Below are 18,494 nucleotides of genomic sequence, written 5' to 3' on the forward strand. Positions count from 1 at the left end.
GGAAAGTAAGCCTGATATTCGGATAAATCCGAGGTTCTTTGCGTTGTGGTTCCCCGCTTTAGTTCCCGGGATATCGTTGATTTATGGTGGCCAATCGCCTCCGCAATGGCCTGCATGGACTTGCCTTCTTGCCGAAGGGCTTGAATCTGTCCTCGATCAAATGCCGAAAGATGAGAAAAACACCGCTTTTCTGTGGTACCATGGGAAGTGGTCATCGTTATTCCTCCTGTTATGTTGGGTTTTGGTCAACTTCATCATAACGGAATAACGATGGCTTTAGCTATACCTTTAACTATGCCTTTAGCTGTTGCATTTAATTTTACAATCAAGCAAACGTATAAAATTTCGCTGCTTTATAAAAAACCCTTGCGGGACATGGTGTGAAGTGATAAGATTTTAATGTTTGGAATTGATAATGGGAAAGAACCGCAGGGAAACACTCTGTTTGTTCTTTCAAAGAGTGGGAGGACGTTTTATCGTCCGATCAACCACATCACGGACTAAGGAGGTGTATGTGCGTGGCTAAAAAAGTCGAGAAAGTAGTAAAGTTGCAGATTCCTGCCGGCAAAGCAAATCCGGCACCGCCCGTTGGTCCGGCGCTCGGTCAGGCAGGCGTGAATATCATGGGATTCTGTAAAGAATTCAACGCTCGCACGGCAGATGAAGCAGGTATGATTATTCCTGTTGAAATCTCTGTATATGAAGACCGTTCTTTTACTTTCATTACAAAAACTCCGCCCGCTGCTGTTCTCTTGAAGAAAGCGGCCGGCATTGAAAGTGGTTCCGGCGAACCGCATGTGAATAAAGTAGGTTCGGTTACGAGTGATCAGGTGCGCGAAATCGCTGAAACAAAACAGCCTGACTTGAATGCGGCCGACCTGGATGCAGCGATCCGTATGGTTGAAGGAACGGCCCGCAGTATGGGGCTTAACGTAGAATAAAACACATTGCCTTGCCAAAGGTTGCGACTTCCTTTCCCGACTGGAAAGGATACCTGTTCGCAACCTTTAAAAGTGGGAGGTCTGACCGTTAAAACCACAAATGAGGAGGAATAGCATTGGCTAAAAGAGGTAAAAAATATCAAGACGCTGTCAAGCTGATTGATAAAGAGCAGGTATATAATACTGAAGAAGCCATTGAACTAGTGAAAAAGACATCTATTGCAAACTTTGATGAGACAGTAGAAGCTGCTGTCCGTCTCGGTGTGGATCCGCGTAAAAACGACCAGCAGCTCCGCGGAGCCGTTGTGCTTCCGCACGGGACAGGAAAAACTCAGCGGGTGCTTGTATTTGCCAAGGGCGATAAAGCACAGGAAGCAGAGCAGGCCGGTGCCGACTTTGTAGGAGAGGAAGACCTCGTCAACCAGGTGCAGCAGGGCTGGTTTGATTTTGACGTTGTCATCGCAACTCCGGACATGATGGCGCAAGTTGGTAAGCTTGGTAAGATTCTTGGTCCTAAAGGACTTATGCCGAACCCTAAGACCGGTACGGTAACAATGGATGTAACCAAAGCTGTTGAAGAAGTGAAAGCCGGTAAGGTTGAATACCGCGTCGATAAATCCGGTAATATCCATGCACCGATCGGAAAAGTTTCGTTCGAAACAGAAAAACTGGCTGAAAATTTCAAGGCGTTGGTGGATGCCCTTGTTAAGGCGAAACCGGCAGCGGCAAAAGGAACGTACGTAAGAGGTACAGCTGTGGCTTCCACAATGGGACCAGGTGTGACAATCAGTACTTCCACGCTCAACTTGAAATAATAGATTGACTGCCGGGAAAAAAACCGTTACACTTAACAGCGGTATGAAACGTACTGGTAAGTAAAATATATGAACATTACCGCAGACAGCAGGTGCACCCCGTGCTTAATTTCCTGCCGAGGTAGTTTTGGACATCCTAACCGGGATGGATTGAGACTGACCGCCTTCATGTCTGTGGACATGAAGGTTTTTTAATATTTTTTGTCTGTGGTCCACCATGAGAGCAGGAGGTGTAAAGGATGAGTGCAGTAATTGAACAGAAACAGCAGGTTGTTCAGGAAATCGCGGATAAACTGGAAAGCAGTGTATCCACCGTGGTTGTTGATTACCGCGGCCTGAACGTCGAAGAAGCTACAGAACTTCGGAAGCAGCTGCGCGAAGCGGGAGTGGACTTCAAGGTGTATAAAAACACAATGGTCCGCCGTGCTACAGAGAAAACGAATCTGACAGAACTTGATGAGTTTCTCCTCGGACCAACCGCTGTCGCGACAAGTGCAGAAGATGTTGTAGCTCCTGCCAAAATCATCAACAACTTTGCTAAAGAACACCCGGCACTGGAGATTAAAACCGGCGTGATTCAAGGCCGTGTGGCTTCCCTCGAAGAAATCCGGGAACTTGCAAGTCTTCCTTCCCACGAAGGGCTTGTATCCATGCTGCTTAACGTACTTCAGGCTCCGATCCGCAACTTTGCTCTTGCATCCAAGGCGGTTGCTGATCAAAAAGAAGAAGAAGGCGCGTAAACGAAAACGAGGGATGATTTCCCGTCCCCAAAACAGATATTTATTAAAGGAGGATCTACAATGAGTAAAGAACAAATCATTGAAGAAATTAAAGAGATGTCCGTTCTTGAACTGAACGATCTTGTAAAAGCTATTGAAGAAGAATTTGGTGTAACTGCGGCGGCACCTGTTGCTGTCGGCGGCGGTGGCGAAGCTGCTGAAGCAGAAGAAGAACAGACTGACTTCGACATTATCCTTGCTGACCCAGGTTCTTCCAAGGTTAACGTTATCAAAGTCGTTCGTGAAATCACAGGTCTCGGCCTGAAAGAAGCAAAATCACTGGTTGACGGAACACCGGATACACTCAAAGAAAGTGTAGAAAAAGAAGAAGCAGAACAACTGAAAGGCCAGCTTGAAGAAGCAGGCGCGACAGTAGAACTGAAGTAAGACGGGCAAGACAGAGAGCTTTCTCTTCCAACAGAGGAAGCTCTTTTTCATTATAAGTCTGTCAAGGAAGAGTTGTTTGAGGAAACATCAGAGATCTGTTAAAATGGTCGAACGATGCAAAAGGGTGTGAATAGATGGCAGGCCACTATTTTGATGAAAGCCCGGAACGTAAAAGTGAGCAAAGAGTAGTGACGGCGCAGCTCCGCGGGAAGCGGATGTCGTTTTACAGTGATCACGGTGTATTTTCCAAAAGCGGAGTGGATTACGGTACCCGCATGCTTCTGGATGTTTATCAGTTTCCGGAGACGGAAGGGGATATTCTTGATATAGGGTGCGGATATGGTCCTATTGGACTTACACTTGCTGCTGAGACAACCCGTATAGTATGGATGACAGATGTAAATGAGCGGGCTTTGAACCTTGCCGGGCTGAATACAGAAAAAGCCGGGCTTTTTAACACCCGGATTATGAAGAGTAATCTGTTTGAGGCGCTGGGGGAGGAAAAGTTTGCATCAGTGATCGCCAACCCGCCGGTCAGAGCCGGCAAAGAGACTGTGCATGCTCTTTTTGAAGGAGCGTATGACCACCTCTTAAGCAAGGGGACGTTCTGGACCGTGCTTCAGAAAAAACAGGGAGCTCCCTCTGCAAAAGAAAAACTGGAAACTTTGTTTGACAGCGTGGATATTGAAGCAAGAAAAAAGGGATACTATATTTTTTGCGCAAAAAAGAATTGACCACAACGGTTCGTTGTGTTAATATTGTTTAATGCGTATAAGTATCCTTGTTTCTGCATGCCATTGAACATGTACTCTCTTTATTTTTTATCATTGTACCACGTATAGGAGAAACAAGGGTAGGGAAAAATAATATAATCAGTCTGACATGTGGAAAATAGTGGTTCTTTCGTGAAGGAGATACTATTTTTTTCTTTGTGGGAGAGGTCAGGCACTGAAAGAATGATAACATAATAAGCCTTATCGGACGACACAGATCTCCGATGGTTTCAGGCGCTTATGTTTCTATAATTTTAGCAGCCGCCGTAGGGTTACTTTAGCCTGTGGTAACAGGTTGACATTATGTGATATTTAAGGGGTGACTCAGTTGACAGGTCAACTTATTCAGTTTGGACGCCACCGCCAAAGAAGAACGTATGCCCGTATCAACGAGGTGCTGGATCTTCCGAATCTTATTGAAATCCAGACCGCATCGTATCAATGGTTTCTTGATGAGGGTATCCGGGAGATGTTTCAGGACATTTCCCCAATTGAGGATTTTACAGGGAATCTGGTGCTTGAGTTCATCGATTACAACCTTGGTGAACCTAAGTATTCTATGGAAGAATCCAAAGAACGGGACGTAACCTTTTCTGCACCTTTACGGGTGAAAGTCCGTTTGATGAACAAGGAAACGGGTGAAGTGAAGGAACAGGAAGTATTTATGGGTGACTTCCCGTTGATGACCGATATCGGCACATTCATTATTAATGGAGCCGAGCGTATCATTGTTTCCCAGCTGGTCCGCTCCCCGAGCGTGTACTTTAACGAGAAACTGGACAAGAACGGGAAGAAAGGCCATACCGCTACGGTTATTCCGAACCGCGGAGCCTGGCTGGAGCTGGAGACCGATGCTAAGGATGTTGTGTACGTCAGAATCGACCGTACCAGAAAAGTACCGGTAACCGTGCTGCTCCGTGCACTAGGGTTCGGGTCTGATCAAGAGATCATTGACTTGCTTGGGGAAGATGAGTATCTTCGCAACACCCTTGAGAAAGATAATACGGAGGGCAGTGAAAAAGCACTGCTTGAGATTTATGAGCGTCTGCGCCCTGGCGAGCCCCCGACTGTTGACAGCGCCAAGAGTCTGTTGAATACGAGATTTTTTGACCCGAAACGTTATGACTTTGCCAACGTCGGCCGTTACAAAGCAAATAAGAAACTTCATATCCAGAACCGCCTGTTCAATCAGCGTCTGGCCGAAACACTTGCTGATCCGGAGACGGGAGAAGTTCTTGCCTCTGACGGCGATCTGCTGGACCGGCGTACACTTGACCGCCTGCTTCCATATCTGGAAAACGACATCGGCTTCAAACGGTATACTGTAGCCGGCGGTGTCTTGGAAGAAGCGGATCTGGATGTGCAGTCCATCAAGATTTATCCTCCTGAAGAACAGGAAGAAGATAAAGCAATCCAGGTGATCAGCAACGGCAATATCGATCGTGATGTAAAAAATATTACACCGGAAGACATCGTTTCAACGATCAATTACTTCTTTAACCTGCTCCACGGTGTAGGGTTGACCGATGACATCGACCACCTCGGTAACCGCCGTCTACGTTCTGTCGGTGAACTGCTCCAGAATCAATTCAGAATCGGGCTTTCCCGTATGGAACGCGTTGTGCGTGAACGGATGTCCATTCAGGATCCAAGTTCCATCACACCGCAGGCATTGATAAATATTCGTCCGGTTATCGCTTCGATTAAAGAGTTTTTCGGAAGCTCCCAGCTGTCACAGTTTATGGACCAGACGAATCCGCTCGCTGAGCTGACTCACAAACGCCGTCTTTCCGCACTTGGGCCCGGCGGTTTGACGAGGGAAAGAGCCGGCTTTGAAGTCCGTGACGTCCATTACTCCCACTACGGGCGTATGTGTCCGATTGAAACACCGGAAGGCCCGAACATTGGTCTGATCAACTCTCTTTCCAGCTATGCGAAAGTGAATGAATTCGGATTTATCGAGACCGCCTACCGGAGGGTGGACCACGAGACAGGTATTGTAACAGAGGAGTGCGACTATCTCACGGCGGATGAAGAAGACAATTATATCGTTGCTCAGGCAAACGCAACTCTTACCGAAGACGGAAGGTTTGCCGATGACAACATCATTGCCCGTTTCCGCGGGGAGAACACTCACGTTGCAAAAGAAAAAATCGACTACATGGACGTTTCTCCGAAACAGGTTGTGTCTGCAGCGACCGCGTGTATTCCGTTCCTTGAAAATGACGACTCCAACCGTGCGCTGATGGGATCGAACATGCAGCGTCAGGCTGTTCCGCTGCTTGAACCGGAAGCACCACTTGTCGGAACGGGCATGGAACACGTCACTGCAAGAGACTCCGGAGCTGCGATTGTCGCCCGGCATAAAGGAGTAGTGGAGCGTGTAACGGCACGCGAAATCTGGGTCCGCCGTCTGGAAGACATCGACGGTAAAGAAGTGGAAACAGACCTTGATAAGTATAGAATGTCCAAACACATCCGGTCCAACCAGGGAACCAGCTACAACCAGCGTCCGATTGCCAACGAAGGCGACCGCGTAGAGAGAGGCGAAGTTCTTGGTGACGGTCCATCCATGGAAAACGGAGAGATGGCGCTTGGGCGTAATATTCTGGTCGGCTTTATGACTTGGGAAGGTTACAACTATGAGGATGCGGTTATTCTCAGTGAACGCCTCGTGAAAGACGACGTCTATACGTCCGTCCATATAGAAGAGTACGAATCGGAAGCTCGTGATACGAAGCTTGGTCCCGAAGAAATCACAAGGGATATACCAAACGTCAGCGAAGATGCGCTGAAAGATTTGGATGACCGCGGTATTATCCGGGTTGGCGCTGAAGTGAAGGACGGAGACATTCTGGTCGGCAAGGTTACTCCAAAAGGAATGACGGAGCTGAGCGCGGAAGAACGTCTTCTGCACGCCATCTTTGGAGAAAAAGCGCGGGAAGTCCGCGATACTTCGCTTAAGGTCCCACACGGTGCAGATGGCATTGTGCTTGACGTGAAAATATTCAACCGTGACGACGGCGATGAACTGCCTCCGGGTGTTAACCAGCTCGTCCGGGTTTACCTTGTGCAGAAACGTAAGATTCATGAAGGCGACAAAATGGCCGGACGGCACGGAAACAAAGGTGTTATTTCAAGAATCCTGCCGGAAGAAGATATGCCGTTCCTTCCGGACGGAACGCCGATTGAAATTATGTTGAACCCACTTGGTGTTCCATCCCGTATGAATATCGGCCAGGTGCTGGAGCTGCACCTTGGAATGGCTGCCCGTGAATTGAATGTGCATATGGCTACTCCGGTATTTGATGGTGCCCGGGAAGAAGACGTCTGGGAGACTATTCAGGAAGCCGGTCTTGCCAGGGACGGTAAGACAGTCCTTTATGACGGCCGTACCGGTGAGCCGTTTGACAACCGTGTTTCTGTTGGTGTGATGTACATGATCAAGCTGGCACACATGGTTGATGACAAACTTCATGCCCGTTCCACCGGTCCATACTCCCTTGTTACCCAGCAGCCGCTCGGCGGAAAAGCGCAGTTCGGCGGACAGCGTTTCGGTGAAATGGAGGTTTGGGCACTGGAAGCTTACGGTGCTGCTTATACACTTCAGGAAATCCTTACCGTCAAATCGGATGATGTCGTTGGTCGTGTAAAAACGTACGAGGCTATTGTAAAAGGGGAAAACGTACCTGAACCGGGCGTACCTGAATCGTTTAAGGTCTTAATTAAAGAACTTCAGAGTCTCGGGATGGACGTGAAAATGCTGTCCAGTACAGAAGAAGAAATTGATATGAAGGAACTGGATGATGAAGAAGAGTCCAGCGGCACGTTGAACCTGAAACTGGAATCCAGCGAAAACGGCTGAAGCGGATTCTAAGAAAAAAAGAAGAGGTGCATATGGAATAAAGCACCTCTTCCAACCCTGTTGGATGCCGCTATCCCAAAGTTTCGAAAGGGAGGTTGACCCCTTGATAGATGTGAATAATTTTGAATATATGAAAGTTGGTCTCGCATCCTCGGATAAAATGCGTTCGTGGTCCCGTGGAGAAGTGAAAAAGCCGGAAACGATCAACTACCGTACATTGAAACCGGAGAAAGACGGTCTTTTCTGTGAAAGAATTTTCGGCCCTACAAAAGACTGGGAGTGCCACTGCGGAAAGTATAAACGCGTGCGCTACAAGGGTGTTGTATGTGACCGCTGTGGTGTAGAAGTGACCCGCTCTAAAGTAAGACGGGAACGGATGGGACACATCGAACTGGCAGCGCCGGTTTCCCATATCTGGTATTTCAAAGGTATCCCAAGCCGTATGGGGCTGGTTCTGGACATGTCTCCGCGTTCACTGGAGGAAGTGATTTATTTTGCTTCCTATGTAGTGACCGATACCGGTGACACCCCTCTGGAATACAAACAACTGCTTTCTGAACGCGAATACCGTTCCTATTATGATAAATACGGGCGCAGTTTCACTGCTAAAATGGGTGCGGAAGCCATTCGTAAAATTCTTCAGAACATTGATTTGGAGAAAGAAGTTAAAATGCTGAAAGATGAGTTGGAAACCGCTCAGGGCCAGCGCCGTACAAGAGCTATCAAACGGCTTGAAGTACTCGAATCTTTCCGTCATTCCGGCAACGATCCAGCTTGGATGATTCTCGATGTTCTTCCGATTATTCCGCCGGAAATCCGGCCAATGGTACAGCTTGACGGCGGAAGGTTTGCAACGTCCGATCTGAACGATCTGTACCGCCGCGTTATTAACCGTAACAACCGGCTGAAGCGCCTGCTTGATCTTGGAGCTCCGAATATCATTGTTCAAAACGAAAAACGGATGCTGCAGGAAGCAGTTGACGCACTTATCGATAACGGACGCCGCGGTCGTCCGGTAACAGGACCGGGAAATCGTCCTCTGAAGTCCCTTTCCCATATGTTGAAAGGAAAACAGGGACGTTTCCGTCAGAACCTTCTCGGAAAACGTGTCGACTATTCCGGACGTTCTGTTATCGTTGTTGGTCCGAGTTTGAAAATGTATCAGTGCGGACTTCCGAAAGAGATGGCTCTTGAACTGTTTAAACCATTTGTTATGAAAGAACTGGTCAGCCGTGGTCTTGCACACAATATCAAAAGTGCAAAACGCAAAGTGGAAAGAGTCCACGATGAAGTGTGGGATGTTCTTGAAGAAGTGATTAAAGAGCACCCGGTACTGCTGAACCGTGCACCGACCCTGCACCGTCTCGGTATCCAGGCATTTGAGCCGACACTTGTGGAAGGCCGCGCAGTAAAACTTCATCCGCTCGTCTGCACGGCGTATAACGCGGACTTTGACGGAGACCAGATGGCCGTTCACGTGCCGCTTTCAGCAGAAGCTCAGGCTGAAGCACGTGTCTTGATGCTTGCTGCTCAGAACATCCTGAATCCAAAAGACGGAAAACCAGTTGTTACTCCATCGCAGGACATGGTGCTTGGAAACTATTACCTCACTCTTGAACGTGAAGCAGCTACCGGGGAAGGGTCGATTTTCAAAGATCCAAACGAGGCACTGCAGGCTTACCACAGTGGCTATATTCATCTCCATACGAGAATAGCACTTCCGGTATCAAGCCTTGGAAAAACCAACTTTACAGAAGAGCAGAATAGCAAACTGCTTCTGACAACGGTTGGTAAGATTATCTTTAATGAAATTCTGCCGACGTCCTTCCCGTATGTGAATGAGCCGACGGGAACAAACCTGGAAGTTGCCGTTCCGGAGCAGTATATTGTCGATAAGACCACCAATGTAGCCGAAGAGTATAAAAATCGCGAACTGGTCCCGCCGTTTAAAAAAGGATTCCTTGGTGACGTTATTGCGGAAGTGTTCAAGAAGTTCCAGATTATCGAGACTTCCAAAATGCTGGACCGCATGAAAGACCTTGGCTTCTATTACTCAACGAAAGCGGGTATTACCGTAGGGATCTCAGACATCGTGGTTCTTGAAGACAAACCGGATATTCTGGAAGACGCCGAGAGCAAAGTCGACCAGGTCATGAAGCAGTTCCGGCGTGGTCTCATTACCGATGAAGAACGGTATAACAATGTCATTTCCATCTGGGGTGACGCAAAAGAAGTTATTCAGGATAAACTCCTGAAATCCTTATACACGATGAACCCGATTTATATGATGAGTGATTCCGGAGCCCGTGGTAACGCTTCGAACTTCACGCAGCTTGCAGGAATGCGTGGTCTGATGGCGAATCCGTCCGGACGGATCATTGAACTTCCGATTAAATCAAGCTTCCGTGAAGGTCTTACAGTACTTGAATACTTCATATCTACTCACGGTGCACGTAAGGGACTTGCCGATACCGCCCTTAAGACAGCGGACTCGGGTTATCTCACCCGCCGTCTCGTGGACGTGGCACAAGATGTTATCGTACGTGAGGATGACTGCGGTACGGACCGCGGTCTGGAAGTTGCAGCTCTGCAGGAGGGCACCGAAGTTATTGAAAAACTTCAGGACCGTCTGATAGGAAGAGTGGCTTTCAAGACTGTCCGTCATCCGGAGACAAAAGAAGTAATGGTGAGAAAAGGAAGCTTAATAGATGAAGAAAAGGCAAAAGAAATTGAAGAAGCAGGCGTGGAAAAAGTAACAATCCGCTCTGTCTTCACCTGCGACAGCCGTCACGGCGTCTGCAAGAAATGCTACGGAAAGAACCTGGCTACAGGCTCGGATGTGGAAGTCGGCGAAGCTGTCGGCATCATTGCAGCGCAGTCTATCGGTGAACCTGGTACCCAGTTGACGATGCGTACCTTCCACACAGGCGGTGTAGCAGGAGACGACATCACCCAGGGTCTGCCGCGTATCCAGGAACTTGTTGAAGCAAGGAATCCGAAAGGCCAGGCGGTTATTTCGGAACTGGAGGGTGAAGTAGTAGATATTAAAGAGCACCAGGGCAAAAAAGAGATCACTGTTCAGGGCAGTCTGGAAAACAGAAGCTATACCACTGCCTATGGTGCGCGTCTGAAAGTTGATATCGGCGACACAGTGAAATCCGGTGAACCACTGACGGAAGGGTCGATTGATCCGAAAGAACTCCTGCGTTATACCGGAGTGCAGGAAGTGCAGCGCTATCTCCTGAAAGAAGTACAGAAAGTGTACAGTATGCAGGGAGTTGAAATCAGCGATAAGCACATTGAAGTCATGGTCAGCCAGATGCTTAAGAAGGTCAGAGTTGCTGATCCTGGTGATACTGAAGTTCTGCCGGGCACCATGGTGGAAATCCAGCATTTTGATAACGCCAATCAGAAGGTGCTTGAAAACAACGGCCGTCCGGCAGTTGGTCATCCCATTATTCTTGGAATTACCAAAGCATCGCTTGAGACGGACTCGTTCCTTTCAGCTGCCTCGTTCCAGGAAACAACAAGAGTGCTTACAGATGCCGCCATTAAAGGAAAGCGTGATGAACTGCTCGGTCTTAAAGAAAATGTCATCCTCGGTAAGCTTGTTCCAGCCGGAACCGGAATGCCGCGTTACCGGTCGCTTGAAATGGATAAACCGGAGGAGCAGGAAGCTGAAATTGTGGAAACCGACGAAGAGACGGTACCACAGAATTAAAACAGTGTTGACATCTTTCCACCGCGGTGATATGCTGTCAAAGTGCGCCTAACACCCTGTGCTTTGGAGGATGCAGAATGTCTTATGAAAAAGTTTCACAGGCGGATGAGGTTTTAATTGGTACGAAGCAAACGCTCAAAGCGCTGGAAGCAAACTTCGTCAAAGAAGTAATCGTAGCAGGGGACGCTGAAAACAGAGTTATCAGTAAGGTTATCCTGACCGCTGAATCAAAAGGAGTTCCTGTTTATACAGTGGATTCCATGCGCAGGCTTGGAACAGTCTGTGGAATTGATGTGGGAGCAGCTGCGGTTGCACTGAAAAAGCAATGACGTTTTTGCTGGCAGGCTCTGCCTGCCGGCAAAAACTTTACTTTTGCTTTCTAACGAACCACCTGGAACGGTGGTCTTAAAAACCAGAAAAGAAGGGAGGCAGAATAATGCCGACAATGAACCAGTTGGTGCGGAAAGGCCGTAAGATGAAAACAAAAGCATCTGACTCACCCGCACTGAACAAAGGGTATAACAGTTACAGAAAAATTCCGACGGATCAGAACTCGCCGCAAAAGCGTGGTGTCTGCACCCGTGTTGGAACAATGACACCAAAGAAGCCGAACTCGGCGCTTCGTAAATATGCCCGTGTACGTTTGACCAACCAGATTGAAGTAACAGCTTACATTCCGGGAATCGGCCACAATCTTCAGGAGCACAGTGTTGTTCTTGTGCGCGGCGGCCGTGTGAAGGACCTTCCGGGTGTGCGTTACCATATTGTACGCGGTGCTCTTGATACCGCTGGTGTTCAGAACCGTAAGTCAAGCCGTTCAAAATACGGTACCAAGCGTGCCAAAAAATAAATAACCTTTAAACAACAGGAAAGGAGGAGTTGACTCATGCCTCGTAAAGGACCAGTACCACGCAGAGATGTCCTGCCGGACCCGCTTTATAATTCCAAGCTTGTAACCAGACTGATCAACCGGATCATGCTGGATGGAAAGAAAGGGAAGGCGCAGAACATTCTTTACAAAGCGTTCACCCTTGTCGAAGAAAGATCCGGTAACGATCCGATGGAAGCATTTGATCAAGCACTCAAAAATGTTATGCCGGTTCTGGAAGTTAAATCACGCCGTGTCGGCGGTGCTAACTACCAGGTTCCTATCGAAGTGAAACCGGACCGCCGTACAACACTCGGACTCCGCTGGATTGTCAGCTATGCCCGTCTCCGCGGGGAGAAAACGATGGAGGAACGTCTGGCTAATGAAATTCTGGATGCTTCCAACAACACAGGGTCCGCTGTGAAAAAACGTGAAGACACACACCGTATGGCTGAAGCAAATAAAGCATTCGCTCATTACCGCTGGTAATCAACAGTTATCTAACACCCTACTAATTAATTAGTTATGGAAGAAAGGAGAAATTGAAAGTTCATGGCACGAGAATTCTCCTTAGAAAAAACTCGTAATATCGGGATCATGGCTCACATTGATGCCGGTAAGACCACAGCCACAGAACGTGTTCTGTACTACACAGGACGTATCCATAAAATCGGAGAAACCCACGAAGGTGCTTCCCAGATGGACTGGATGTCTCAGGAACAGGAACGCGGAATTACAATCACCTCCGCTGCAACAACAGCACAGTGGAAAGATCACAGAATTAATATCATTGACACGCCGGGTCACGTCGACTTCACTGTAGAAGTGGAACGTTCCCTTCGTGTACTGGACGGATCTGTCGCAGTGCTGGATGCGCAGTCCGGAGTGGAGCCGCAGACCGAGACTGTGTGGCGCCAGGCTACAACCTACCACGTTCCGCGTATTGTTTTTGTAAACAAGATGGATAAGGTTGGGGCGGACTTTTTATATTCCTGCTCTACATTAACAGATCGTCTTGATGCGAATGCCCATCCGATTCAGCTGCCAATTGGTGCAGAAGACAGCTTCGAAGGAATCATCGACCTGATTAACATGGAAGCTTATTACTACATGGATGATCTTGGTACACGAGCGGAAGCACGTGAGATTCCGCAGGAATATCAGGAACAGGCGGAAAAATACCGCGAATCTCTGATCGAGTCTGTTGCTGAATTTGATGAAGATATGATGATGAAGTACCTTGAGGGAGAAGAAATCAGCACGGATGAGATTAAAACAGCAATCCGTAAAGGCACCTTGAATGTTGAATTCTATCCGGTACTATGCGGGTCCGCCTTTAAAAACAAAGGCGTGCAGCTTATGATTGACGCTGTCATTGACTATCTTCCGTCCCCGCTTGATGTACCTGCTATCAAAGGTTTCCTTCCGGACACCGAGGAAGAAGTGGAAAGAGTGGCGGACGACGAAGGGCCGTTTTCTGCGCTTGCATTTAAAGTCTCCACAGACCCTTATGTCGGGAAACTGACATTCTTCCGGGTATATTCCGGAAGGCTGGATGCCGGGTCGTATGTCCGGAACACTACGAAAGATAAAAGGGAAAGAGTCGGCCGTATTCTTCAGATGCATGCCAACTCCCGTGAAGAGATTTCAACGGTGTACTCCGGTGATATCGCAGGCGGTATCGGATTGAAAGACACAGGTACCGGTGATACACTCTGTGGTGAAAAAGACAGAGTTATCCTGGAATCCATGGACTTTCCGGCACCGGTTATCAACCTGTCCGTGGAGCCTAAATCAAAAGCAGACCATGACAAAATGGGTATTGCTCTTGGCAAACTGGCTGAAGAGGATCCGACATTCCAGACAGAGACAGATGAAGAAACAGGCCAGACCATCATTAAAGGAATGGGTGAGCTTCATCTCGATATCATCATTGATCGTCTGAAGCGCGAATTCAAAGTAGATGCTACTGTAGGCGCTCCGCAGGTTGCCTACCGTGAAACCATCCGCCAATCAGCTGATGTTGAAGGTAAATTTGTACGTCAGTCCGGTGGACGCGGCCAGTACGGTCACGTCTGGGTGACGTTCGAACCTAACGACGAAGGTGCCGGATATGAATTCGTCAACAAGATTGTCGGCGGTGTCGTTCCGAAAGAATACGTTAACTCGGTTCAGCAGGGCATCGGAGAAGCGCTTGACAATGGTCTTCTTGCAGGATATCCAATGGTTGATGTGAAGGCCACGCTGTTTGATGGTTCCTACCACGATGTAGACTCCAATGAAATGGCATTTAAGGTGGCTGGGTCCCTGGCGCTGAAAGAAGCAAAAAATCATTGTAAACCGGTTCTTCTCGAACCATTGATGAGTGTGGAAGTTGTTATGCCGGAAGATTACATGGGAGATGTCATGGGTGACATTACTGCACGGCGCGGACGTGTCGAGGGCATGGAAGCACGCGGTAAATCCCAGGCAATCAAGGCGTTTGTTCCGCTCTCTGAAATGTTTGGTTACGCAACTAACCTGCGTTCCATTACACAGGGGCGCGGTAACTACACGATGTTCTTTGATCATTACGAAGAAGTGCCGAAATCCATTTCGGAAGAGATTGTCTCGAAGAACACCGGAGAATAATTTTGTGTAAATGATTGTCTCTACATTTGTTTTATTGTAAGCTGAAAAAGGTGATTCTCCAGTGGTGATACACCTTTTCGGCTTCCATATAATTAACCTGAATTAAAGGGAGGAAATTCACAATGGCTAAAGAAAAGTTTGATCGTTCCAAAACGCATACGAACATTGGTACTATCGGACACGTAGACCATGGTAAAACAACACTTACAGCAGCTATCACTACTGTACTCAACAAAAATTCCGGTACTGGTGAAGCTAGAGCATACGATACTATCGACAACGCTCCGGAAGAGCGTGAGCGTGGAATCACAATCTCTACTGCACACGTAGAGTACGAAACAGAAACCCGCCACTATGCACACGTGGACTGCCCGGGACACGCGGACTATGTGAAGAACATGATCACAGGTGCTGCGCAGATGGACGGAGCTATCCTTGTTGTGTCCGCAGCTGACGGCCCAATGCCGCAGACTCGTGAACATATCCTGCTTTCCCGTCAGGTTGGCGTACCATCCATCGTTGTATTCCTGAACAAAACAGACATGGTGGACGACGAAGAGCTTCTTGAACTCGTAGAAATGGAAGTACGTGAACTTCTTGGCGAGTATGACTTTGACGGTGACGAAACACCGGTTGTTAAAGGCTCTGCGCTTCAAGCAATCGAAGGTGTAGAAGAGCATGAACAGGCTATTGTTGAGCTGATGGAAGCAGTAGACAACTTTATCCCGACACCGGACCGTGACAAAGATAAGCCATTCATGATGCCGGTTGAGGACGTATTCTCGATCACCGGCCGTGGTACTGTTGCGACAGGCCGTGTTGAACGCGGAATGCTTAATGTTGGTGACGAGGTCGAAATCATCGGAATCGTCGAAGATAAGCGTAAAACAACGGTTACCGGAGTGGAAATGTTCCGTAAGCTTCTTGATTATGCAGAAGCCGGCGACAACATCGGTGCACTTCTCCGCGGTGTGAACCGTGAAGATATCAAACGTGGTCAGGTGCTTGCTAAGCCGAATTCGATCACGCCGCACACGAAGTTCCAGGCGGAAGTTTATGTTCTTTCCAAAGAAGAAGGCGGCCGTCATACCCCTTTCTTTGAAAACTACCGTCCGCAGTTCTACTTCCGTACTACAGACGTGACCGGCATCATCCATCTCCCGGAAGGTGTAGAAATGGTTATGCCTGGAGATAACGTTGAAATGACAGTAGAACTCATCCAGCCGATTGCGATCGAAGAAGGAACGAAGTTCTCGATCCGCGAAGGCGGCCGTACTGTCGGCGCCGGCGTGGTTGCAACGATCGAAAAGTAAGCCGGATAATCTGAAAAGGGATCCTGTCTATAGACAGGATCCCTTTTTTTGGAGCAGAGAACATCAAATCTGCAAGAAGTGTCGTAAATCAAGTTTCAGCCTCGAAAGCTCAAAGCAATGCACGAAAGCATTCAGAGGACAGAACCGTTTATGATATTTCAAGGCGGATATTTTTTAACAAACTGTCTTTATCCAGCATGCTGCCGCTTTTCTTATTTACAAGAATTCAAGAAGAAATGTTAAATTTCTTTTTATAAGTCCTTGCATTCAGAACCTCGAATCATTATAATAGATAAAGTGTGACCGTGGGCTGTAGTTAATGCAATGAAAAGCGTTAAACACTTTTTAGTGCAGGCTGCGCTCATGATCCAGGCGATGATGTGAAAGGTTGCCGACACACCCGGACCCTTTGCCATGGTTGGGGGAGTGGGAAATTTTCACGGAGTATGTCTGTAAAAATCGGGCGATAAAGGAGGGCTTATAATGGCAAATGAAAAGATCCGCATTCGTTTGAAAGCTTATGACCACCGGGTGCTGGACCAATCTGCAGAAAAGATTGTCGACACAGCGAAACGTTCCGGTGCGGGAGTATCAGGACCTATCCCGCTGCCGACGGAGAAATCGGTGTACACGATCCTTCGTGCAACACATAAGTTTAAAGATGCACGTGAACAGTTCGAAATGCGCACGCACAAGCGTTTGATTGATATTGTCAACCCGACACCGCAGACGGTCGATGCGCTCATGCGTCTTGACCTGCCGTCAGGCGTCGATATCGAAATAAAATTATAAAAAATATCATTAATGAGGAGGTGTGACGAATGACCAAAGGAATCTTGGGTAAAAAAATCGGAATGACCCAGCTGTTTAATGAGCAGGGCGAACTGCTTCCGGTTACGGTGATTGAAGCTGAACCAAACGTTGTTCTTCAAAAGAAAACGGCAGAATCGGATGGTTATGAATCTGTTCAACTGGGCGTTTATGATAAAAAGAAAACCAACGCAAGCAAGCCGGAGAAAGGTCATGCAGACAAAGCCGGCGCTGCTCCCAAGCGCTACACTCGTGAGCTCCGCAACGCAGCTGGAGATTACGAAGTTGGTCAGGAAGTCAAAGTAGATACGTTTGAAGCCGGTGAGCTTGTGGATGTCACAGGCACATCAAAAGGAAAGGGATTTGCCGGGGCCATCAAACGCCATAACCAGGCACGCGGACCAATGACACATGGTTCCCATTTCCGCCGCAGTCCCGGTTCCATGGGTGCAATGGGCCATTATCATGTCCTGAAAGGAAAGAAACTTCCTGGACGCATGGGCGGCGGCACTGTGACAGTGCAAAATCTTGAAATCGTCAAAGTAGATACCGAGCGTAATCTTCTTTTGATTAAAGGGAATGTTCCCGGCCCGCGTAAAAGCTACGTAACTCTACAATCCGCTGTAAAAACAGCGAAGTAACGTTTTATAGAAAGGAGGCTCCATTATGCCGACAATAGATCTTATGAACCAAAACGGCTCTAAGGTAGGAGATATCGAACTCTCTGATGCTGTTTTTGGTATAGAACCGAATGTAGATGTGCTTCATGATGCTGTTGTGATGCAGCAGGCTTCAAAGCGTCAGGGCACGCATAAAACAAAAAACCGTTCTGAAAGAAAAGGAGGCGGAGCTAAGCCTTGGCGCCAAAAGGGTACAGGACGTGCGCGTCATGGTTCAATCCGCTCACCACTGTGGGTCAAAGGTGGAATTGTATTTGGGCCGACTCCCAGACAGTACGGCTACAAACTTCCAAAGAAAGTCCGCAGACTTGCGATTAAATCCGCTTATTCCAGTAAAGTAAAAGACAATGAAGTAGTCGTTGTGGACGATCTTCAGCTGGAAGCTCCAAAAACGAAGGATATGATCAAGATTCTTTCCAGTCTTTCCGTGGAAGAGACAGCACTTGTTGTAACCGCTGATTACAATGAGCAGGTAGCGCTATCTGCGCGCAATATTGAAGGAGTTACTTTTGCTACTGTCGATGATGCGAATGCACTTGAGCTTTTAAATCATGACAAACTCATCATTACGCAGGGAGCAGTAGAGAAGGTAGAGGAGGTGCTCGCATAATGGAAGCACGCGATGTGATTAAGCGCCCAGTTATTACCGAACGGTCTGCTGATTTAATGGAAGAAAAGAAATATACGTTTGAAGTAGACGTAAAGGCAAATAAAACACAGATTCTCAAAGCTGTGGAAGAAATCTTTGATGTCCAGGTAGCCAAAGTCAACACGATGAACTACAAAGGTAAATTCCGTCGTTTCGGCCGTTATACAGGCTATAAACCAGACCGGAAAAAAGCAATAGTGACGTTGACTCCGGACAGCGAAGAAATCGAATTCTTCGAAGGAGCATAAATCAATAGCGAAGG

17 protein-coding genes and 1 other annotated feature are annotated in these 18,494 nt (G+C 47.8%); of the genes, 16 read left to right on the forward strand and 1 reads right to left on the reverse strand.

The features are described 5' to 3' along the window. On the reverse strand, nt 1–215 hold a 215-nt coding region (locus tag BM058_RS14235; protein WP_143083037.1), incomplete at its 3' end, for a helix-turn-helix domain-containing protein. 303 nt (nt 216–518) lie between these two features. Between BM058_RS14235 and rplK the strand changes: the two genes are divergently transcribed. The 16 genes from rplK to rplW all read left to right on the forward strand — a co-directional run bounded on the left by rplK (nt 519) and on the right by rplW (nt 18,480). Then, a complete protein-coding gene (gene rplK, locus BM058_RS14240) occupies nt 519–941 on the forward strand; it encodes a 50S ribosomal protein L11 (RefSeq protein WP_090927723.1) in 423 nt (140 codons plus the stop codon). Between the two features lie 116 nt (nt 942–1,057). Continuing rightward, nucleotides 1,058–1,756: a 50S ribosomal protein L1 gene (gene rplA, locus BM058_RS14245; protein ID WP_090927724.1), complete on the forward strand. Its 699-nt coding sequence runs from the start codon at nt 1,058–1,060 to the stop codon at nt 1,754–1,756. 61 nt (nt 1,757–1,817) lie between these two features. Continuing rightward, nucleotides 1,818–1,958, forward strand: a sequence feature (ribosomal protein L10 leader region). Nucleotides 1,959–1,995: 37 nt separating this feature from the next. Continuing rightward, nucleotides 1,996–2,496, forward strand: a complete 501-nt coding sequence (rplJ, locus tag BM058_RS14250; RefSeq protein WP_090927725.1) for a 50S ribosomal protein L10 — start codon at nt 1,996–1,998, stop codon at nt 2,494–2,496. 60 nt (nt 2,497–2,556) lie between these two features. Continuing rightward, nucleotides 2,557–2,922 (forward strand): 50S ribosomal protein L7/L12, encoded by a 366-nt coding sequence (rplL, locus tag BM058_RS14255; RefSeq protein ID WP_090927726.1) that lies wholly within the window; start codon nt 2,557–2,559, stop codon nt 2,920–2,922. 134 nt (nt 2,923–3,056) lie between these two features. Beyond that, on the forward strand, nt 3,057–3,656 hold the full coding sequence (locus BM058_RS14260; protein WP_090927727.1) for a class I SAM-dependent methyltransferase: 600 nt from the start codon (nt 3,057–3,059) through the stop codon (nt 3,654–3,656). 367 nt (nt 3,657–4,023) lie between these two features. Beyond that, entirely contained in the window at nt 4,024–7,560 is a 3,537-nt protein-coding gene (gene rpoB / locus BM058_RS14265; protein WP_090927728.1) for a DNA-directed RNA polymerase subunit beta, read from the forward strand. Nucleotides 7,561–7,663: 103 nt separating this feature from the next. Beyond that, on the forward strand, nt 7,664–11,281 hold the full coding sequence (gene rpoC / locus BM058_RS14270) for a DNA-directed RNA polymerase subunit beta' (protein ID WP_090927729.1): 3,618 nt from the start codon (nt 7,664–7,666) through the stop codon (nt 11,279–11,281). A 77-nt stretch (nt 11,282–11,358) separates the two neighbouring features. Next, nucleotides 11,359–11,610 carry a 50S ribosomal protein L7ae-like protein gene (locus BM058_RS14275; RefSeq protein ID WP_090927730.1) on the forward strand — a complete coding sequence of 84 codons (252 nt, stop codon included), beginning with the start codon at nt 11,359–11,361 and terminating at the stop codon, nt 11,608–11,610. A 107-nt stretch (nt 11,611–11,717) separates the two neighbouring features. Further along, nucleotides 11,718–12,131, forward strand: coding sequence for a 30S ribosomal protein S12 (rpsL, locus tag BM058_RS14280; protein ID WP_090927731.1), 414 nt, complete (start codon nt 11,718–11,720; stop codon nt 12,129–12,131). Between the two features lie 36 nt (nt 12,132–12,167). Continuing rightward, on the forward strand, nt 12,168–12,638 hold the full coding sequence (gene rpsG, locus BM058_RS14285; RefSeq protein ID WP_090927732.1) for a 30S ribosomal protein S7: 471 nt from the start codon (nt 12,168–12,170) through the stop codon (nt 12,636–12,638). A gap of 63 nt (nt 12,639–12,701) precedes the next feature. Next, nucleotides 12,702–14,780: an elongation factor G gene (gene fusA / locus BM058_RS14290; protein WP_090927733.1), complete on the forward strand. Its 2,079-nt coding sequence runs from the start codon at nt 12,702–12,704 to the stop codon at nt 14,778–14,780. Between the two features lie 122 nt (nt 14,781–14,902). Further along, nucleotides 14,903–16,093 (forward strand): elongation factor Tu, encoded by a 1,191-nt coding sequence (gene tuf, locus BM058_RS14295; protein ID WP_090927734.1) that lies wholly within the window; start codon nt 14,903–14,905, stop codon nt 16,091–16,093. A gap of 483 nt (nt 16,094–16,576) precedes the next feature. Continuing rightward, a complete protein-coding gene (gene rpsJ, locus BM058_RS14300; protein WP_026702399.1) occupies nt 16,577–16,885 on the forward strand; it encodes a 30S ribosomal protein S10 in 309 nt (102 codons plus the stop codon). Between the two features lie 29 nt (nt 16,886–16,914). Then, nucleotides 16,915–17,544, forward strand: a complete 630-nt coding sequence (rplC, locus tag BM058_RS14305; RefSeq protein WP_090927735.1) for a 50S ribosomal protein L3 — start codon at nt 16,915–16,917, stop codon at nt 17,542–17,544. Nucleotides 17,545–17,569: 25 nt separating this feature from the next. Further along, nucleotides 17,570–18,193 carry a 50S ribosomal protein L4 gene (rplD, locus tag BM058_RS14310; RefSeq protein WP_090927736.1) on the forward strand — a complete coding sequence of 208 codons (624 nt, stop codon included), beginning with the start codon at nt 17,570–17,572 and terminating at the stop codon, nt 18,191–18,193. Beyond that, the gene (gene rplW / locus BM058_RS14315) at nt 18,190–18,480 is read left to right on the forward strand and encodes a 50S ribosomal protein L23 (protein WP_090927737.1); all 291 of its coding nucleotides are present in this window, start codon (nt 18,190–18,192) and stop codon (nt 18,478–18,480) included. Before rplD ends, rplW begins: the two co-directional genes overlap by 4 nt. The last annotated feature ends 14 nt before the right edge of the window (nt 18,481–18,494 follow it).

The organism is Salibacterium qingdaonense (assembly GCF_900114715.1).
Lineage (GTDB): Bacteria > Bacillota > Bacilli > Bacillales > Marinococcaceae > Salibacterium > Salibacterium qingdaonense.